Origin of the sequence: Delftia sp. JD2 (genome assembly GCF_001682645.1) — a bacterium.
In the GTDB taxonomy this organism is placed as follows: Bacteria; Pseudomonadota; Gammaproteobacteria; order Burkholderiales; family Burkholderiaceae_C; genus Comamonas; species Comamonas acidovorans.
The window spans coordinates 57,478-76,791 of the sequence record NZ_LFJT01000030.1; the positions used below are offsets into that span (position 1 = coordinate 57,478).

Consider the following 19,314-nt stretch of genomic DNA (forward strand, 5'->3'; position numbering starts at 1 on the left):
GACACCCTCGCTGCGGGGCGGCCCTTGCTCGGTGTCCCTTGGTGGGGACGCGCCACTTGCAAGGGTGGCGTTCGATGCCACAGGCAACTGATACGAAAATATGGGCGATGGTCTTGCGGCCATCAAGATATCTAGCATGACCACGAACACCTACTCCCTGCTGCAGACCATCGACGATCCCGCGGATCTGAGGCGTCTGTCGCGTGCCGAACTCAAGACCCTGGCCCAGCAACTGCGTGCCTATGTGCTCGACAGCGTCTCCAAGACCGGCGGGCATCTGAGTTCCAACCTGGGGACGGTGGAGCTGACGGTAGCGCTGCATGCGGTGTTCGACACGCCCTACGACCGCGTGGTCTGGGACGTGGGCCACCAGACCTATCCGCACAAGATCCTCACGGGCCGGCGCGAGCGCATGGCCTCGCTGCGCCAGTTCGGCGGCCTGTCGGGCTTTCCGCAGCGCGCCGAGAGCCCGTACGACACCTTCGGCACGGCGCACTCCTCCACCAGCATCTCGGCCGCCCTGGGCATGGCTCTGGCTGCCAAGCAAAAGGGCGAGGACCGCCGCGCCATCGCCGTCATCGGCGACGGCGCCATGACGGCCGGCATGGCCTTCGAGGCGCTGAACAACGCCGGCGTGACCGATGCCAACCTGCTGGTCATCCTCAACGACAACGACATGAGCATCAGCCCACCCGTGGGCGCGCTCAACCGCTACCTGGCCCAGCTCATGAGCGGGCAGTTCTACGCCAAGGCACGCGACATGGGCAAGAGCGTGCTCAAGCAGGTGCCGCCGCTGCTGGAGCTGGCCAAGCGGCTGGAGCAGCAGGCCAAGGGCATGGTCGTGCCGGCCACGCTGTTCGAGAACTTCGGCTTCAACTACATCGGCCCCATCGACGGGCATGACCTCGATTCGCTGATCCCCACGCTGGAGAACATCAAGAGCCTCAAGGGCCCGCAGTTCCTGCACGTGGTCACGAAGAAGGGCCAGGGCTACAAGCTGGCCGAGGCCGATCCCGTGGCCTACCACGGCCCCGGCAAGTTCGATCCCAGCGTGGGCCTGGTCAAGCCGGCCACGCCCCCGAAGCAGACCTTCACCCAGGTCTTCGGCCATTGGCTGTGCGACATGGCGGACAAGGACCAGCGCCTGGTGGGCATCACCCCCGCCATGCGCGAGGGCTCGGGCATGGTGGAGTTCCACAAGCGCTTTCCGGGCCGCTACTACGACGTGGGCATTGCCGAGCAGCATGCGGTCACTTTCGCGGCCGGCATGGCCTGCGAGGGCCTCAAGCCCGTCGTCGCCATCTATTCGACCTTCCTGCAGCGCGGCTACGACCAACTGATCCACGACGTGGCGCTGCAAAAGCTGCCCGTGGTCTTTGCGCTGGACCGCGCAGGCCTGGTCGGCGCTGATGGCGCCACGCACGCAGGTGCGTATGACATCGCCTTCGTGCGCTGCATTCCGCACATGAGCATGGCCTGCCCGGCCGACGAGCGCGAATGCCGCCAGCTGCTCACCACCGCCTACGAGCAGGACCATCCCGTGGCCGTGCGCTACCCGCGTGGGGCGGGCGTGGGTGTGGCCCCACTGGAGAGCCTGGAGGGCCTGCCCTTCGGCAAGGGCGAGGTGCGCCGCGAGTCTGCCAAGAAGCAGGTCGCCATCCTGGCCTTCGGCACCCTGCTGTACCCGGCCCTGGCCGCGGCCGAGGCGCTGGACGCCACCGTGGTCAACATGCGCTGGGCCAAGCCGCTGGACGAGGAACTGCTGCGCCAGGTGGCCTCCACGCACGAGCTCATCGTCACCGTGGAAGAGGGCTGCATCATGGGCGGCGCAGGCAGCGCCGTGGCCGAGTCGCTGCAGGCCGCGGGCATCACGCGCCAGCTGCTGCAGCTGGGCCTGCCCGACGAGTTCATCGAGCACGGCGATCCCGCAAAGCTGCTGGCCCTGCAGGGCCTGGATGCGGCGGGCATCGAGGCCTCGGTGCGCGCCCATCTGGCACCCGAGCGCGCGGTGGCCTGAGCGGCGCCGGGCAGCCGGCCAGCCGAGCAGAACTACGCGGGGGAAAACCCCGTCCGCGCTTGCTTTGCGGCGTTTTTAGAATCGATACCACCTGATACAGTGTGAATGCACGTGCGAACGTGCGTTTTTTTTGCCGCCGGGTCGCCCCAAGGCAAAAAGCGCCCCCTCGGGGTGGCCGCGGACCTTGCGCAGCAAGGGGGCGCGGGGGCTTTTTCTGACTGACACAACACATCGCGGAGAGACATTCATGGACCGTCGTTCGATCATCAAACATGCGGGAATCGCTGGCGTGCTGGCTGTGGGAGCCGCACCCGCAGTCCATGCCCAGGAGGCGATCCGCTGGCGTCTGGCTGCGAGCTTTCCCAAGTCGCTGGACACCATCTTCGGCTCGGCCGAAATGTTCTCCAAGACGCTCAAGGCGATGTCGGGCGGCAAGTTCGAAGTCTCGGTGCATGCGGCCGGTGAGCTGATGCCCGCCTTCGGCGTGGTCGACGGCATCCAGAACGGCACCATCGAGATGGCGCTGACGGCGCCCTATTACTTCACCGGCAAGGACTACATCTTCGCCTTCGGCTGCGCCGTGCCCTTCGGCCTGACCGCCCGCCAGATGGATGCCTGGATGGAGCACGGCGGCGGCCGCAAGCTCATGGACGAGTTCTATGCCCAGTACAACATCAAGAGCCAGAGCGCAGGCAACACGGGCACCCAGATGGGTGGCTGGTTCCGCAAGGAAATCAAGTCGGTGGCCGATCTCAAGGGCCTGAAGATGCGCCTGGGCGGCGGCCTGTTCGGCGACGCCATGCTCAAGCTTGGCGTGGTCGCGCAGAACATGCCCGTGGGCGAGGTCTACCAGGCGCTCGAAAAGGGCACGCTGGATGCCGTGGAATTCGTGGGCCCCTACGACGACCAGAAGCTGGGCTTCAACAAGGTCGCTCCCTACTACTACTACCCCGGCTGGTGGGAAGGCGGCGCCGAGCTGGAGTTCTTCATCAACACCAAGGCGTATGCGGCCCTGTCGCCCGAGTACAAGGCCATGGTCGATGCAGCCTGCAACGTGGCGGCACGCGACATGACGGCCAAGTACGACGCCAACAACCCCGTGGCGCTCAAGAAGCTGGTGGCCGACAAGACCCAGCTCAAGGCCTTCCCCAAGGACTTCATGGATGCCGGCTACAAGGCCGTCATGGAGATCATGGCCGAGCATGACGCCAAGTCGCCCATGTTCAAGAAGATCAACCAGAGCCTGCGCACCTTCCAGCGCGACCAGCTGCTGTGGGAGCGCTTCTCGGAGTTCCGCTACAACAGCTACATGACCACGGCCAAGCTGTAAGGCCAGGTCTCCCCAGCCAGCAGTACGCACAAGGACGGTCCATGCCTTCCAAGCCTGCAGGCCAAGCCCGCGTCCCCTCTGCGAAATGCAGCGGGGACGGCGGGCTTTTTTGCCGCCGGGCCGCCCCAAGGCAAAAAGCGGCCCCCCTGGGGGGCAGCGGACCTTGCGCAGCAAGGGTAGCGTGGGGGCTTTTTTGTTCCGAGGATGTATGTGGGCCGGGCTGCCAAGAGCAGTCCGGCCTTTTTTGAATGCTCTCAAGCAGAGCGAACCAGGAGGAGACAGTGATGGACAGAAGAAAAGCACTCAAGCACGCCGGTCTGGCCGGTGTGTTGACTGCCGCAGCGGCACCGGCCGTTCACGCTCAGGCGGCAATACGCTGGCGCCTGGCGTCGAGCTTCCCGCGCTCGCTGGACACCATCTACGGCTCGGCCGAGGTGTTCTCCAAGGCGATCAAGGAGATGTCGGGCGGCAAGTTCGAGGTCTCGGTGCATGCGGCCGGCGAGCTGATGCCCGCTTTCGGCGTGGTCGATGGCGTGCAGAACGGCACGGTGGAGATCGCGCACACGGCGCCTTACTACTTCTTTGGCAAGAATGAGGCCTTTGCCATTGGCGGCGCCATTCCGTTCGGCATGAACTCGCGCCAGCTCACGGCGTGGATCGTGGACGGCAACGGCGGCAAGCTGATGCGCGAGTTCTATGCCGAATACGGCATCGTCAACTTCCTGGGCGGCAACACGGGCGCACAGATGGGGGGCTGGTTCCGCAAGGAGGTGAAGACACCCGAGGACATCAAGGGCCTGAAGTTCCGCATCGGCGGCTTCGCGGGCCGGATCATCGAGCGCATGGGCGGCGTGCCCCAGAACATCCCGGGCGGCGAAATCTACCAGGCGCTGGAAAAGGGCACCATCGATGCGGCCGAATGGATCGGCCCCTATGACGACCTCAAGCTGGGCTTCAACAAGGTCGCTCCGTTCTACTACTACCCCGGCTGGTGGGAAGGCAGCCTGAACCTCGAGTTCTACGTGAACCAGAAGGCGCTGGCCGCGCTGACGCCCGAGCAGCGCGCCATGGTGCAGGCCGCATCGCACGAGGCCCACGTGGTCACCCAGGCCCGCTACGACGCGCGCAATCCCGGCGCGCTCAAGCAACTGGTGGCCAGCAAGGCCAAGGTGCTGGCCTTCCCGCAGACCGTGCTCGATGCTTCCTACAAGACCACCATGGCGGTCTATGCGGAGCTGGCCGAGAAAAACCCTGCGTGGAAGAAGATCTACGGCGACTACCGCAACTTCCAGCGCGACGAGGTGCTGTGGTTCCGCTTTGCCGAGGCGCGCTACGACGCCTTCATGTCGGCGCAAAAGCTGTGAAGTCGCGGCGCCCTCGGGCGTCATGCAGGAAAGCCGGGCACTGCCCGGCTTTTTTCATGCGCGCAGGGGACCGGCGCACGCCGGGGCCCGAACGAAAAAAGGCCCCGCGGTTGCGGGGCCTTTGCTGCCCTTGAGGGAGCCTGCGATCAGCTGCCGGACTTGCTCTCGCCCGGCGTTGCCGGTTGCTCGCGCTGCAACTGGTCCTGCAGCGCCTTGAGTGCATCGTCCTCGCTGCCCGGGGCCGAGGGCTCGCCAGGCGTTGCTCCGGGGGCAGGCGGCTGGTTCGCGCCGTCGCCGTTGAACATGGGGTCGTTGAAGTCGATGGCCTCGGGCATGGATGCCTCCATCTCCTGGCGCACCTTGTCCAGGTCGTACTCCACCTTCTTGTCCAGCCCGCTGGAGACGATGCCGGGGAAGATGATGATCAGGGCCACCATGAACAGCTGCAGCACCACGAAGGGAATGGCACCTGCATAGATCTGCATGGTGGTCACGGGCTCGGTCATCTTCTTGGTGACCTTGTCCACGTAGGCCTTGGCGGGGGCCACGCTGCGCAGGAAGAACAGCGCGAAGCCGAAGGGCGGGTGCATGAACGAGGTCTGCATGTTCACGGCCAGCAGCACGCCGAACCAGACCAGGTCGATGCCCAGCTTGTCGGCCACGGGGGCCAGCAGCGGCACGACGATGAAGGACAGCTCGAAGAAGTCCAGGAAGAAGGCCAGCACGAAGATCATGATGTTGACCACGATCAGGAAGCCGATCTCGCCGCCGGGCAGGGACACCAGCAGTTCCTCCACCCACTTGGGGCCGTCCACGCCCTGGAAGGTCAGGCCGAACATGGTCGCGCCGATCAGGATGAACATCACGAAGCACGACAGCTTGGTGGTGGACATCAGCGCCTGCTTGAGCAGGTCCATGTTCAGGCGGCCGCGAGCGAAGGCCATGATGGCCGCGCCCAGCGCGCCCATGGCGCCGCCTTCGGTGGGGGTTGCAACGCCCAGGAAGATGGTGCCCAGCACCAGGAAGATCAGCAGCAGCGGCGGGATCAGCACGAAGGTCACGCGCTCGGCCATGCGGCTGAGCAGGTGCAGGCCCGTGAGCTTGTTGAACATGGCGGCGATGAAGGCCAGGGCCACGCCGAAGCACATGGACACCACGATGGTCTCGTCCAGCGCGACCTTCTCGACCACCTCGCCGGACCACCAGGTGTGCAGCTGGGGCATGTACTGTCCCACCACGATGGAGGCGGCCACGCACAGCACGGTCAGCACCAGGGTGGAAGGCAGGCCGGAATTGCCATTGGGCTCGCGCAGCGTGCGCGCCTCGGGCGGCAGGGCGGGAACCATGGCGGGCTTGAAGATGGCCAGCACGACGATGAACAGCGCATAGCAGCCCGTCAGCATCAGGCCCGGCAGGAAGGCGCCCTTGTACATGTCGCCCACGCTGCGGCCCAGCTGGTCGGCCAGCACGATCAGCACCAGGGACGGCGGAATGATCTGCGCCAGCGTGCCGGAGGCCGCGATCACGCCCGAGGCCACCCGGCGGTCATAGCCGTAGCGCATCATGATGGGCAGGGAGATCAGGCCCATGGAGATCACCGATGCCGCGACCACGCCCGTGGTCGCCGCCAGCAGCGCGCCCACGAAGATCACCGCAAAGGCCACGCCGCCGCGCACGGGGCCGAAGAGCTGGCCCACGGTCTCCAGCAGGTCCTCGGCCATGCCGCTTCGCTCCAGTATCAGCCCCATGAGGGTGAAGAACGGTATGGCCAGCATCGTCTCGTTCTGCATGATGCCGAAGATGCGCAGCGGAAGGGCCTGCAGCAGGGCTTCGGGCAGCACGCCCAGTTCGATGCCGACAAAGGCGAAGAACAGGCCGCAGGCGCCCAGGCTGAATGCCACGGGAAAACCCACGAGCAGGAAAAGTATCAGCCCCGCGAACATGATCGGGGCCAGGTTGTGGATCACGAATTCCATGATGTCTGTTTCCCCGATCAGGCGCTTTGCCCGCTTTTGTCCTTGGCACCTGCCAGCCCGCGCAGGGCGTCGGCCAGGTCTTCCTCGGCGGTCTTCTCGCCCTTCTTGGCCGTGGGATCGTCGATCAGGCCCTTCAGGAAGGCGATGCGCTTGATCAGCTCCGACATGCCCTGCAGCAGCAGCAGTCCGAAGCCGATGGGGATCATCAGGTAGACGGGCCAGCGCACCAGGCCGCCTGCGTTGCCCGACATCTCGCCGGTCTGCATGGCCTGGATCACGAACGGCGTGCCGAACCACAGGATGGCCAGCGCCATGGGGGTCAGGAAGAAGACGAAGCCGAAGATGTCGATCCAGATCTGCGTGCGCTTGGACAGGCGGCTGGCGATCACATCCACCTTCACATGCTCGCCCTGCAGCAGCGTGTAGCCGGCGGCCAGCAGGAAGGAGGCCGCGAACAGGTACCACTGCACTTCGAGGTAGGCGTTCGAGCTGGTGTGCAACACCTTGCGAACGATGGCATTGATGCCGCTGATGACCGTGGAGGCCAGGATTAGCCAGATAAGCCATCGCCCGACCAGGCTGTTGAGCCAGTCGACCCCCCTTGAGAATTTGAGCAAAGCCTGCATGGTGTCTCCAAAAAGTAGGCTGTATTGGGTCCGTCGCCGTACGCCAGCCTGTAGGCCGGCGCGCAGCGCTCTTGTCGGCGCATGGACCAAAGCCGTCGATTCTACGGAGACCCGACCGCCGCAGGCGGCCTGCTCCCCCTAAAAGAAATCCGTGTGAACCCGAGGAAACGTCCCGTTCAAGTGGTGGTGTGTGGCTTGCGGGCCCCCAGTTTGCGGTACAGCGTGGCGCGGCTGATGCCCAGCGCGCGGGCGGCCCGGGTCACATTGCCCTGGGCGTCCTGCAGGGCCTGCTCGATCAGCACGCCCTCGCTGGCGCGCAGCGGGCTGGGCTGGGCGGCTGTGGCCAGCGCTGCCGTGCCCAGCGCAGGCAGCAGCTGGCGCAGCTGGGGGCCGGGCTGCACCAGGGCCTGCAGCCGCAGGCCCGACCACAGCGGCAGGCGCAGCGGCTCGTTGGGGCGCTGGCGCGCATGGTCCACCAGCGCCGTCCAGGGCATGGCCAGCAGTTCGCTGCAGTGCAGCGGCTGGCCCGGCAGCGACAGCGGCTGGGGCACCAGCTGGCGGGCCAGGGTATTGCTGCCCGCCACATGCCCTTCGGCGTCCACGGCCAGCAGGCCTTCGCCCTCCTGGCCCAGCGGCCCGCCGGGCCAGTTCAGGTGCAGCAGCAGGGCATGGGGCAGGGCGCGCAGCAGGCGGTCCTCGATGGCGCGGGCGCAGCGCAGCGCCAGGTGCATGAGTTCGGGCCGCTCCGGCACGTCCACGCCCGTGATGTCCAGCATGCCCAGGCAGCGGCCGTCCGGGCCGGACAGCGGCGCACCCGCGCAGCTGTAGTGGCGGTTGGCCTCGAAGAAATGCTCGGCCCGGTGCAGCCAGACGGGGCTGTGCTCGGCCAGGGCCGCGCCAATGGCCGTGGTGCCCACGCCCTGCTCGGACAGGTCCACGCCCACGCGGGCGATGGCCTGCACGCGGATGTCGCTGCGCTCCAGCGGCCCCTGCACCTCCAGCACCGTGCCGCGTGCATCGGTCAGCAGGCTGAAGTAGTGCATGGCGCCCACGGCGCCCACCAGTTGGGCCATCACGGGGCGCGCGGCCTGCAGCAGCACCTCATGGCCATCACGGGTCTGGCGCAGCGCATGCGGCCCCAATGCTTCGTAGACCACGCGCTCGTCCGGGCGGCGGCCTGCCGCCAGGCAGCGCTGCCAGGAGCGCCACAGCCAGGGTGCGATGCCGGGCGGTGAACCGGCCAGCGCCTGATCGCCGAAAACCAGGCTGCGGGCCCGGGCGACCTGCTGGTGGCGCGGATCGGCGGGGCAGGGCTGCGCGGCGTCGGGGCTCAGGGCGAACATGGGGCGGGAACTCCTGTGGCTGGCTGGCAAGGGATTGCGAACGGGCTGGCAGGCGGGTGCAGAAGCGGGGCGCAGAAGCGGGCGCAGGCGAAGACCCGGCCGCTGATGGCGGAGGCTGCGCAGGCAACTGTGTCATTTTGAGAATATCCGCGCCGCCCGGCCCGGGCTTGCGGGTCAACCCTAGAACGGGCGCCTGCGGGCAGGGCGACCATGGCAGGCGAGGTTTCCGGCGTTCCCCCACGTTCCAGATCACCGCCGATCACAGGCAGGAGACAGCACGATGAATGTCCAGCTCACCGTCAACGGGCGCGCGCAGCGCATTGATGTTCCTCCCAACACCTTGCTCGTGCATGCGCTGCGCGAGCACCTGCGCCTGACCGGCACGCATGTGGGCTGCGACACCAGCCAGTGCGGGGCCTGCACCGTCATCGTCGACGGCCACGCCGTCAAGTCCTGCGCCATGCTGGCCGTGCAGGCCGAGGGCTGCGAGGTGCGCACCATCGAAGGGCTGGCGGATATCGACGGCGGCCTGCACCCCATGCAGGCGGCCTTCAAGGAGTGCCACGGCCTGCAATGCGGCTTTTGCACGCCGGGCATGGTCATGAGCGCCGTGGACCTGTGCCAGCGCCAGCCGTGCGCGGGCGATCGCGAGATCCGCGAGGCGCTGGAGGGCAACCTGTGCCGCTGCACGGGCTACCAGAACATCGTGGCTGCCGTGAAAAAGGGCAGCCAGGCCATGGCAGGACCTGCGGCCTGAGCGCCGCAGGTCACCACAAGGAGACAGCCATGGGTGCATCCGACTTTTCCAAGCTCCCCCACATCGGCGAGCCCGTCAAGCGCAAGGAGGACTACCGCTTTCTCACGGGCGCGGGCCAGTACACCGAAGACATCGCGCTGGCCGCCCAGGCCCATGCGGTGTTCGTGCGCTCGCCGCACGCGCATGCGCGTGTGCGCTCCGTTTCCACCGATGCGGCCAAGGCCGCGCCCGGCGTCATCGGCGTGCTCACGGGCGCCGATGTGGCGGCCGACAAGATCAACGGCCTGCCCTGCGGCTGGCTGATCACCAGCACCAATGGCGAGCCCATGAAGGAGCCGCCGCATCCCATCCTGGCGCTGGACACCGTGCGCTACGTGGGCGACCAGGTCGCCATGGTCGTGGCCGAGACGCTGGAGCAGGCGCGCGACGCGGCCGAGCTGGTGGAGGTGGACTACGACCCGCTGCCTGCCGTGGTGCTGGTGGCCGACGCGGCGGCCGGCAGCGTGCCCGGCGCGGTGGTGCATGACATCGCCCCCGACAACCACTGCTACAAATGGGCCATCGGCGATAAGGCCGCCGTGGATGCCGTGTTCGCCGGTGCCGCCCACATCGCCCAGCTGGACCTGGTCAACAACCGGCTGATCCCCAATGCCATGGAGCCGCGCGCGGCCATCGGCAGCTACAGCCGCGCCAATGACGAGTACACGCTGTACGTGGCCAACCAGAACCCGCACGTCGAGCGGCTGCTGATGACGGCCTTCGTCATGGGCCTGCCCGAGCACAAGGTGCGCGTGATCGCGCCCGACGTGGGCGGCGGCTTCGGCTCCAAGATCTTCCTGTATGCCGAGGATGTCTGCCTGACCTGGGGTGCGCGAAAGCTCAACCGCAACATCAAGTGGACGGCCGACCGCAGCGAGTCCTTCCTCACCGACGCCCATGGCCGCGACCACGTCAGCCATGCCGAGATGGCCATGGACGCCAGCGGCAAGTTCCTGGCCATGCGCGTGCACACGGATGCCAACCTGGGCGCCTACCTGAGCACCTTCGCCAGCGCCGTGCCCACCATCCTCTATGCCACCCTGCTGGCCGGCCAGTACGCCACGCCCCAGGTCTATGTGGAAGTCGATGCCTGGTTCACCCACACCGCCCCCGTCGATGCCTACCGGGGCGCGGGCCGGCCCGAGGCCACCTACCTGCTGGAGCGCCTGGTCAGCCGCTGCGCCTGGCAGCTGAACCTGACCCAGGCCGAGATCCGGCGGCGCAACTTCGTCACCAGCTTCCCCTACCAGACGCCCGTGGCCCTGCAGTACGACGTGGGCGACTATGGCGCCTGCATGGACAAGGCCGAGGCCCTGGCCGACGTGGCCGGCTTTGCCGCGCGCCGGGCCGACAGCGAGGCGCGGGGCCTCAGGCGCGGCCTGGGCTACAGCAGCTACATCGAAGCCTGCGGCCTGGCGCCCAGCAACATCGCGGGCGCCCTGGGCGCGCGGGCAGGCCTGTTCGAATGCGGCGAGGTGCGCGTGCACCCCACAGGCAGCGTCACCGTGTTCACGGGCTCGCACAGCCATGGCCAGGGGCACGAGACCACCTTTGCCCAGGTGGTGGCCGCGCGCCTGGGGATACCCGTGGAGAACGTGGACATCGTCCACGGCGACACGGGCCGTGTGCCCTTCGGCATGGGCACCTATGGCTCGCGCTCCATCAGCGTGGGCGGCGCGGCCATCATGAAGGCGCTGGACAAGATCGAGGCCAAGGCCAAGAAAATCGCGGCCCACCTGATGGAGGCCAGCGACGCCGACATCGACTTCGCGGGCGGCGAGTTCACGGTGCGCGGCACGGACAAGAAGATCCCCTTTGCCCAGATCGCGCTCACCGCCTATGTGCCGCACAACTACCCGTTGGACAAGCTGGAGCCCGGCCTCAACGAAACCGCCTTCTACGACCCCACCAACTTCACCTTCCCCGCAGGCACCTACATCTGCGAGGTCGAGGTGGACCCGGCCACGGGCGTGGTGCGCGTGGACCGCTTCAGCGCCGTGGACGACTTCGGCACCATCATCAATCCCATGATCGTCGAGGGCCAGGTGCACGGCGGCGTGGCCCAGGGCATAGGCCAGGCGCTGCTGGAAAACTGCGTCTACGACCGCGAGACCGGCCAGCTGCTCACCGGCAGCTTCATGGACTACGCCATGCCGCGCGCCGACGATTTCCCCGAATTCAAGCTCGGCACCGTCTGCACGCCCTGCACGCACAACCCGCTGGGCACCAAGGGCTGCGGCGAGGCGGGGGCCATCGGCTCGCCGCCCGCCGTCATCAATGCCGTGCTCGACGCACTGCATCCCCTGGGTGTCAGGGACCTGGACATGCCGGCCAGCCCGCACCGTGTCTGGTCGGCCATCGACGCCGCAGCCACATCCTGAGGAGAGCGCCATGTACGCATTCACCTATGAAGCCCCGGGCACCACGGCCGACGCCGCCGCGCTGGCCGCGCAGGGCGGCCAGTACCTGGCCGGCGGCCAGAGCCTGCTGCCATCGATGCGCCTGCGCCTGGCGCGGCCCGAACAGATCGTGGACCTGAACCGCGTCCAGGGCCTGGCCGGCATTGCCGTCAACGGCCAGACCGTGGAAATCCGTGCCATGACGCGCCATGCCGACGTGGCCGCCAACCCGCAGGTCCAGGCCGCCATCCCGGCCCTGGCCGAGCTGGCCGGCGGCATCGGCGACCGCCAGGTGCGTGCGCGCGGCACCATCGGCGGCTCGCTGGCCAACAACGACCCCGCTGCCTGCTACCCCAGCGCCGTGCTGGGCCTGGGCGCCACCGTCGTCACCGACCGGCGCGAGATCGCGGCCGACGACTTCTTCCAGGGCATGTACACCACGGCGCTGGGCAGCGGCGAGCTGATCACGGCCGTGCGCTTTCCCGTGCCGAAGAAGGCCGCCTACCTCAAGTTCAAGCAGCCCGCCTCGCGCTTCGCCCTGGTGGGCGTCTTCGTCGCCCAGACCGACAGCGGCGTGCGCGTGGCCATCACGGGCGCCGGGCTCAGCGTGTTCCGCCATGCGGGGCTGGAGGCCGCGCTCAACCAGAGCTTCACGCCCGACGCGGCCGCCCAGGTGCTGATCGACCATGCCGACCTCAACAGCGACCTGCATGCCAGCGCGCGCTACCGGGCGCAGTTGATCAGCGTGCAGACGCAGCGTGCGGTATCGCAGATGCTGGGGTGACTATGGTGACCCCCTGAGTCGCTTCGCGCCTTCCCCCTTGAAGGGGGACGACACCCTCGGTGCGGGGCGGCCCTTCCTCGGTGTCCCTGAGTTGGATTGCGCCAGTTTTGCGCAGCGCAGACGAAGCGCAGTTCCATGACGATTGGATAAGGACTGAATGAAGGTTCCCGAGCAAGCCATCGCCTCCATAGACGCCCTGGTCGCCGCGCTGCAGGCCGAAGGCTATTTCGCCGACCGTCGCCTGGCCACGGCCGTCTTCCTGGCCCTGCGGCTGCAGCGGCCGCTGCTGCTGGAGGGCGAGCCCGGCGTGGGCAAGACCGCGCTGGCCCAGGCGCTGGCGCGCGTGCTGGAGCGCCGCCTGATCCGGCTGCAGTGCTATGACGGCATGGAGCAGCGCGAGGCGCTGTATGAATGGAACTACGCGGCCCAGCTGCTGCACCTGCGCGCGGCCGAGCTGGCCTCGGCGCAGCCCGCGGCCACACCCGAGCGGGACCGCATGCAGCGCGCCGAGCAGGAGGTCTACCAGGAGCGCTATCTGGTAAGCCGCCCGCTGCTGCAGGCCCTGCAGCAGCCAGAGCCCGGCGCCGTGCTGCTGATCGACGAGATCGACCGCGCCGACGAGCCCTTCGAGGCCTTCCTGCTCGAATACCTGGGCGAGTACCAGGTCAGCATTCCCGAGCTGGGCACGGTGGCGGCGCGCGTGCCGCCCGTGACCGTGCTCACCAGCAACCGCACGCGCGACCTGCACGACGCCGTCAAGCGCCGCTGCCTCTACCACTGGCTGGACTATCCCGGGCGCGAGCGCGAGCTGGCCATCGTGCGCGCCCTGGTGCCCGGGGCCGGGCAGGCCCTGACCGCCCAGGTGGCAAGCTTCGTGGGGCGGCTGCGCAGCCAGCCCTTTGCCGACGCCTTCCAGCGCGTGCCCGGCATTGCCGAAAGCGTGGAATGGGCCAAGGCCCTGGTGGCGCTGGACACCCTGGTGGTCGATCCCGAAGTCGTGCACGACACGGCCGGCATCCTCTTCAAGCAGCGCGAGGACGTGGCCGCGCTCACGCCCGAGCGGCTGCAGCAACTGCTGGCGCCGGAGCCCGCGCCGTGACGGCTGGGGCAGCCGGTGCGGCCGGTGCCGCCGATGGGGGCGAGCGCACCAGCTGGCTGGGCGATGCGCGCAGCGGCAAGCTGGCTGGCAACCTGGTCGGCTTTGCGCGTGCGCTGCGCCGCGCGGGCGTGCCCGTGGATGGCGGGCGCATGGCGCTGGCCCAGCAGGCCCTGACCCTGGTCGGCCTGGCGCGCGAGGACATGGCCGCAGCGCTGGAGGCCGTATTTGTGAGCAACGCCCAGGACCGCGCCGTGTTCCGCGAACTGTTCGACGCCTACTTCCGCAATCCCGACGTGGCCCGGCAACTGCTGGCCCAGTTGCTGCCGCAGGCGCCCCGGCCGTCCGCGCCGCGCCACCGCCCGCGCGTGCAGGAAGCCCTGTCGCCCCGCCAGGAAGGCGAGGGTAGGGCCGCCGTCGATGAAGAGCTGAAGCTGGACGCCGCCATGACGGCCAGCGAGCGCCACCGCCTGCGCCATGCCGACTTCAACCAGCTCAGCGCCAGCGAATACCTGCTGGTGCAGCGCCTGGCCAGGGACATTGCCCTTCCCTTGCCCCGCTACCGCAGCCGCCGCACGCGCACCGGCCAGCGCGGCGCGGTGCCCGACTGGGCTGCCAGCCTGCGTGCGGCATCGCACCATGGTGGCGAAATGCTGCAGCTGCTGCGACGCGAACGGCGGCGCCTGCCGCTGCCCTGGCTGGCCCTGGTCGATGTCTCGGGCTCCATGGAGCGCTATGCGCGGCTGCTGCTGGCCTTCCTGCACGCGGCCACCAGCACGCAGCGCCATGCGGGCCTGCGCCGCCAGGTCTTCAGCTTCGGCACCGAGTTGCGCGACCTGGGCCCGGCCTTTGCCCAGGCCGATACCGACGCCATGCTCGAGCGCGCCAACGCCGCCATTGCCGACTTTGGCGGCGGCACGCGCCTGGGCAGCAGCCTGGGCGAACTGCGCCGCCTGCATGCGCGCCACCGGGTTTCAGGCCTGGTGGGCCGGCGCACCCTGGTGCTCATCATCAGCGACGGCCTGGACACCGGCGATGCCGCCGAGCTGGACCGCGAACTGGCCTGGCTGCGCCGCCACAGCGCGCGGCTGCTGTGGCTCAACCCGCTGCTGCGCTTTGACGGGTATGCCCCACTGGCCCAGGGGGCAGCCGTGCTGCATCGTCATGCCCATGCCATGCTTGCGGTACACAACCTGGAATCGCTGCAGCAACTGGCCGGTCACCTGGCGCGGCTGCTGGCGGCGCCAGGCCGCTGAGCCGCTTGCGGCCACCCCCATCGCAGAAAGGAATTGCCATGGAAATGCAAGCCAGCCGTTCCCTTGCCGTCAGCCAGCAGCAGGCCTGGGAGGCGCTCAACGATCCCGAAACGCTCAAGGCCTGCCTGGCCGGCTGCGACCGCTTCGAACCCCTGGGCGATGACCAGTACGCCGTGGGCATGGCGGTCAAGGTGGGGCCGGTATCGGCCAAGTTCAGCGGCAAGGTCACGCTGTCCGACATCACGCCGCCCGAGCGCTACCGCATCGCCTTTGAAGGCCAGGGCGGCGTGGCCGGCTTCGGCAAGGGCGAGGCCGACGTCACCCTCACCCCCGAGCCCGCTGACGCCGCAGGCCAGCCGCGCTGCCTGCTCAGCTACAGCGTGCAGGCCCAGGTCGGCGGCAAGATCGCCCAGCTGGGCCAGCGGCTGATCGACGGCGCTGCGCGCAACATGGCCGACGACTTCTTCGCGCGCTTCGACACGCTGATGCAGCAGCGCCACCCGCGCGCGCCGGCAGCGCCTGCCGATGCAGGCGACACCGCCGAACTGTCCCACCTGCCTGCCGGCCTGGCCGATGAAACCGGCCACATCGAGCCCACCGTGGACGCCCAGGCCTGGGAGCACGACGCCGCAGCCGGTGTGGCCACGCCGCTGGATGCCGCACCGGCCACCGAGGCCGAGGAACGCTCGCGCCGCGCCATCCCGCTGTGGTGCTGGGGGCTGGCCATCGTCGTCGTTCTCGGGGCCGGCTGGCTGCTCTCGCGGTACTAGGGCGCTCCCCCTGAGCGGCTGCGCCGCTTCCCCCTCTCTCGCTTCGCGGGAGGGGGACGACGCCCTCGCCGCGAGGCGGCTCTTGCTCGGCGTCTCTGGCCTCAGATTTGTTGTGGCTTCTATGCTTCGCCCTGCGCTACCAAGCCCTTTTTACATGCTGCAGCACCCTTCTTGATGCAGAGAGACAATAGCCGCCGAAAAACGCCAGGCGCCCAGCTGCACAGGCAAGCCAGGTGCCGGCGTGGAGATTTGCAATGGAAAACCTGGATGTTCATGTTCTGCGCCACCTCGCGCAATGGCGCGCTCAGGGCGAGCGCGCGCTGCTGGCCACGGTGGTGCGTACCTGGGGCTCGTCGCCCCGGCCCATCGGCTCCATCATGGCGCTGGGGGCTTCGGGCGCCGTGGTCGGCTCCGTGTCCGGCGGCTGCATCGAGGACGACCTGATCGCCCGCTACAGCCACGCCTCAGACGCCGACGCCTTGCGAGACGGCGCGCCCCGGCTGCTGCGCTACGGCGTCAGCGCCGACGAGGCCCACCGCTTCGGCCTGCCCTGCGGCGGCACGCTGGAGCTGCTGCTCGAATTCAATCCCGACGCTGCTGCGCTGCAGCAACTCGTCCAATGGCTGGACGAAGGCCGCATGGTGCGGCGCACCGTGGACAAGGCCACGGGCCAGGTCGTCCAGCAGGTCAGCGACGCGCCCGAGCCGCTGGTGCATGACGGGCAGCAGGTCGCCAACAGCTTCGGGCCCGAGTACCGCATGCTGCTCATCGGCGCAGGCCAGCTGTCCGAATACCTGGCCACCATGGCGCTGTTCAACGGCTTTGCGGTCACCGTCTGCGACCCGCGCGAGGAATACAGCCGCCACTGGAGCGTGGCCGGCGTGCAGCTGTCGCGCGAGATGCCCGACGACCTCGTGCGCACCATGCGCGCCGATGCGCGCACCTGCATCATCGGCCTCACGCACGACCCCAAGCTCGACGACCTGGCCCTCATGGAAGCCCTGGAATCCCCGGCCTTCTACGTGGGCGCCATCGGCTCGCGCCGCAACACCGCGCTGCGCCTGCAGCGCCTGAGCGAGCACTTCGGCCTGGGCGACGCGCAACTGGCGCGCCTGCGTGGCCCCATCGGCCTGTACATAGGCAGCAAGACCCCGCCCGAAATCGCCGTCAGCATCATGGCCGAGGTCCTGGCCGCCAAGAACGGCGTGGCCCTGCCGCGCGGCATGACCGTGGAAGAAGGCAAGCTCGCCGCAGCCCAGCCCCCGCAGCCGCTGGAGGATGACGGGCCCGAGGGCATCACGCCGCTGGTGTGCGGGGTGGGTTAGACGGGGCGCCGCAGGCGGGTGGCACGGGCCTGCAGTGACGGGAGTTGAGGCGCTATATTGATCGATCTTCTTTCATAGAGGGGGGCGATCATGTGTTTGGCTGGGAATGAGGCCGGCTTGCCCGGCACGATTGTCGGCAATCCTGTGGCGAAATGGTTCGGAGGCGCGGCGTGAGCGGCGCTCGTCCGCTGGCTGCCGGCCTGACGGCCAGCCTCTCCGTGGCGACGGGCTATCTGCCGATTGCTTTTTCCTTTGGCGTGGCGGCCGTTCAGGCGGGTCTTGCTCCATCCACTGCCGTGCTGGCTTCCGTGCTGGTCTATGCCGGAGCCAGCCAGTTCCTGCTGATTTCGTTGCTGGCTTCGGGAGCCGGGCTGTGGACCGCTTTGCCCACGGTGCTGTTGATGAATGCGCGGCATGTGCTGTATGGCCCGGCCCTGCAGGTGGTGCTGGGGCCGCGGCAGCACCTGGCCACACCCTGGTTGGCCTTTGGCCTGACCGACGAGGTGTTTGCCACCGCCATGAGCAAGATGCAGGGCGTGCCAGAGGCCGAGCGCGAGCACTGGTTTCTGGGCTTGCAACTTGGCGCCTACGCGGCCTGGGTGGGCGGCACGGTGATGGGGGTGACGCTGGTGGGCGAGGTGGATCGGTGGCCGGCAGCCGTCCGCGAGGGGCTGGCCTTCGTTCTGCCCGCGTTGTTCTTTGCGCTGCTGCTGGAGGCGGGGGTGCTGCGCTGGTGGCGTGCGGTGCTCACGGCCGCCGTTGTCGCTGCGGTGCTGGTTTGCTTCATCCCGAGCTACCACGCCCTGGCGCTGGCGATCCTGTGCGGTGCGCTGGCGCATGCGGCCACGGCCGATAGGGGCTGATCACCATGTCGTACACATTCTGGATCTTGCTGTTGTGCGGTGCCGGCACCTTTTGCCTGCGCTGGTTGCCGTTGTGGCAGGCACGCCGCAGAGGGCACTCTGCACGGGCGTCCCGGAAGGTGCAGAGGTGGCTGGCGGGTGTCGGGCCCGCTGCCATCGCTGCCCTGTTCGTGGTGTCAACCTGGGGGCTGCTGGCCAGCGATGTCCGCTGGGGGCGGGTGGCCGTGATCGCCCTGGCGCTGCTGGCCATCTGCCTTGCACGCCTGGTGCGGGGAGGCATTGCCATGCCGACCTTGGCTGGTGCGCTGACCTACGGCCTGCTGGCCCATTTCAAGCCCTGGTGATGTCAGTGCGGCTGGGCATGGAAGGCCTTGTTGGCAATCTTCCAGCCGGCTTCTGTTTTAAGCAGCACGAAGTAGTCGATGAAGGTGATGGCACCGTGCACCAGGGTGATCTTGGCGCTGGCCGCCGTGCCGCCGATGTCGATGGCGTCGATGCTGCGGCGGCGCGTGGCCTCGTCGGCGGCGGGCTGGCCCTTGAAGCGGGCGCAGTAGGTGTCGATGTCCCAGGAGGTCAGCGGGCCTTCGCGCACGCTTTCGATGCGGGCGGTGGGCATGAAGGCGGCGCGCATGTGGGCGCTGTTGTCCTCGGCATGGCCGCGCATGTACAGCTCCAGCGGCACGCGCACGGCGGCTTCTTCGGGGTGGTCGGTCAGGCGTGGGTTGGCAGTCGTCATGGTGTTCTCCTGGGACGGATGGATGGCGGCCTGCGCCTGCAGGCCGGCGGCCGCGCATGGTAGCCACAAGCGCGGGGTGCAGTCCAACGGGGTGCAAGGCGCGACCTGCGCCGGGTTGGAGTGCAATGCCTTGTTTTCAATGGACTTTCGGGCTGATGCGCCCCGCATTGGCCGTGCCTGGGTCAACAGTGTTTTGAGCGCCGTGCCCTGTCTGAGACCCTGCCGACGGGTGCTCGACCTGTTCCGAAAACGCCCTGGTCAGAGCGGGTAAAGCCGGGGTAAAGCGGGGGTAATGCCTGCGTAAAACGGCGATCTGCCTCGTTTTGGAGAGCATGGGACTGGCTACCATAGCCGCATCCGCCGCCGTTCCCTGTTCTGGGGCCGGACCCACGGTTTCCTCCCACGACTTCCCGCAGTGACCATGAAACGCCTGTCAAGCAGCCCCTTTGTTGCAGATGCCCACGGCGTACGCCAGCGCGGCCGGGTACGGCCCGCCCTGATGTGGGGCGTGGTGGCACTGGCCCTGGTGGCGGGGGGCGGGCTGTGGTGGTGGAACAAGCGGGCGCCGGCGCAGGGAGAGCAGGCCTCGGCCGGTGCGCCCGGCCCGGGTGGCGGGCGTGCGGGAGGCGGCCG

At 68.3% G+C, this 19,314-nt stretch carries 16 protein-coding genes and 1 pseudogene; 13 read left to right on the forward strand and 4 right to left on the reverse strand.

All coding sequences use genetic code 11. The features are described from left to right. Positions 1-136 precede the first annotated feature (136 nt). From dxs to ACM14_RS17235, 3 genes are all read left to right on the forward strand, one after another. Positions 137-2,017: a 1-deoxy-D-xylulose-5-phosphate synthase gene (gene dxs / locus ACM14_RS17225; RefSeq protein ID WP_034391284.1), complete on the forward strand. Its 1,881-nt coding sequence runs from the start codon at positions 137-139 to the stop codon at positions 2,015-2,017. Between the two features lie 247 nt (positions 2,018-2,264). Continuing rightward, positions 2,265-3,347, forward strand: a complete 1,083-nt coding sequence (locus ACM14_RS17230) for a TRAP transporter substrate-binding protein (protein ID WP_012204166.1) — start codon at positions 2,265-2,267, stop codon at positions 3,345-3,347. A gap of 284 nt (positions 3,348-3,631) precedes the next feature. Then, positions 3,632-4,711: a TRAP transporter substrate-binding protein gene (locus tag ACM14_RS17235; RefSeq protein WP_034391287.1), complete on the forward strand. Its 1,080-nt coding sequence runs from the start codon at positions 3,632-3,634 to the stop codon at positions 4,709-4,711. 146 nt (positions 4,712-4,857) lie between these two features. Here ACM14_RS17235 and ACM14_RS17240 read toward each other — a convergent pair whose 3' ends face one another. The 3 genes from ACM14_RS17240 to ACM14_RS17250 form a co-directional block, all read right to left on the reverse strand. Then, entirely contained in the window at positions 4,858-6,687 is a 1,830-nt protein-coding gene (locus ACM14_RS17240) for a TRAP transporter large permease subunit (RefSeq protein WP_065346830.1), read from the reverse strand. Between the two features lie 17 nt (positions 6,688-6,704). Beyond that, entirely contained in the window at positions 6,705-7,313 is a 609-nt protein-coding gene (locus ACM14_RS17245) for a TRAP transporter small permease subunit (RefSeq protein WP_034391292.1), read from the reverse strand. A 176-nt stretch (positions 7,314-7,489) separates the two neighbouring features. Further along, positions 7,490-8,656, reverse strand: a complete 1,167-nt coding sequence (locus ACM14_RS17250; protein ID WP_065346831.1) for a helix-turn-helix domain-containing protein — start codon at positions 8,654-8,656, stop codon at positions 7,490-7,492. Positions 8,657-8,936: 280 nt separating this feature from the next. On the opposite strand from ACM14_RS17250, the gene ACM14_RS17255 reads away from it, so the two are divergent. From ACM14_RS17255 to ACM14_RS17295, 9 genes are all read left to right on the forward strand, one after another. Continuing rightward, positions 8,937-9,413 carry a (2Fe-2S)-binding protein gene (locus ACM14_RS17255; RefSeq protein ID WP_013803615.1) on the forward strand — a complete coding sequence of 159 codons (477 nt, stop codon included), beginning with the start codon at positions 8,937-8,939 and terminating at the stop codon, positions 9,411-9,413. Positions 9,414-9,442: 29 nt separating this feature from the next. Further along, the gene (locus ACM14_RS17260) at positions 9,443-11,833 is read left to right on the forward strand and encodes a xanthine dehydrogenase family protein molybdopterin-binding subunit (RefSeq protein WP_065346832.1); all 2,391 of its coding nucleotides are present in this window, start codon (positions 9,443-9,445) and stop codon (positions 11,831-11,833) included. Positions 11,834-11,843: 10 nt separating this feature from the next. After that, positions 11,844-12,635: a xanthine dehydrogenase family protein subunit M gene (locus ACM14_RS17265; protein WP_013803613.1), complete on the forward strand. Its 792-nt coding sequence runs from the start codon at positions 11,844-11,846 to the stop codon at positions 12,633-12,635. 157 nt (positions 12,636-12,792) lie between these two features. Beyond that, entirely contained in the window at positions 12,793-13,734 is a 942-nt protein-coding gene (locus tag ACM14_RS17270) for a MoxR family ATPase (RefSeq protein WP_065346833.1), read from the forward strand. Next, the gene (locus ACM14_RS17275) at positions 13,731-14,987 is read left to right on the forward strand and encodes a VWA domain-containing protein (RefSeq protein WP_065346834.1); all 1,257 of its coding nucleotides are present in this window, start codon (positions 13,731-13,733) and stop codon (positions 14,985-14,987) included. Before ACM14_RS17270 ends, ACM14_RS17275 begins: the two co-directional genes overlap by 4 nt. Before the next feature lie 38 nt (positions 14,988-15,025). Continuing rightward, positions 15,026-15,757: a CoxG family protein gene (locus ACM14_RS17280; RefSeq protein ID WP_065346835.1), complete on the forward strand. Its 732-nt coding sequence runs from the start codon at positions 15,026-15,028 to the stop codon at positions 15,755-15,757. Between the two features lie 254 nt (positions 15,758-16,011). After that, positions 16,012-17,082 (forward strand): XdhC family protein, encoded by a 1,071-nt coding sequence (locus ACM14_RS17285; protein WP_043824114.1) that lies wholly within the window; start codon positions 16,012-16,014, stop codon positions 17,080-17,082. Positions 17,083-17,252: 170 nt separating this feature from the next. Beyond that, positions 17,253-17,945 (forward strand): AzlC family ABC transporter permease, encoded by a 693-nt coding sequence (locus tag ACM14_RS17290; RefSeq protein WP_065346836.1) that lies wholly within the window; start codon positions 17,253-17,255, stop codon positions 17,943-17,945. 5 nt (positions 17,946-17,950) lie between these two features. After that, positions 17,951-18,289, forward strand: a complete 339-nt coding sequence (locus ACM14_RS17295; protein WP_065346837.1) for an AzlD domain-containing protein — start codon at positions 17,951-17,953, stop codon at positions 18,287-18,289. A 2-nt stretch (positions 18,290-18,291) separates the two neighbouring features. Here the strand turns inward: ACM14_RS17295 and ACM14_RS17300 are convergent, their stop codons facing one another. Continuing rightward, entirely contained in the window at positions 18,292-18,681 is a 390-nt protein-coding gene (locus ACM14_RS17300; RefSeq protein ID WP_013803605.1) for a nuclear transport factor 2 family protein, read from the reverse strand. Positions 18,682-19,102: 421 nt separating this feature from the next. Between ACM14_RS17300 and ACM14_RS30765 the strand changes: the two are divergent. Then, positions 19,103-19,314, forward strand: a pseudogene (locus ACM14_RS30765) (efflux transporter periplasmic adaptor subunit); the annotation flags it as partial.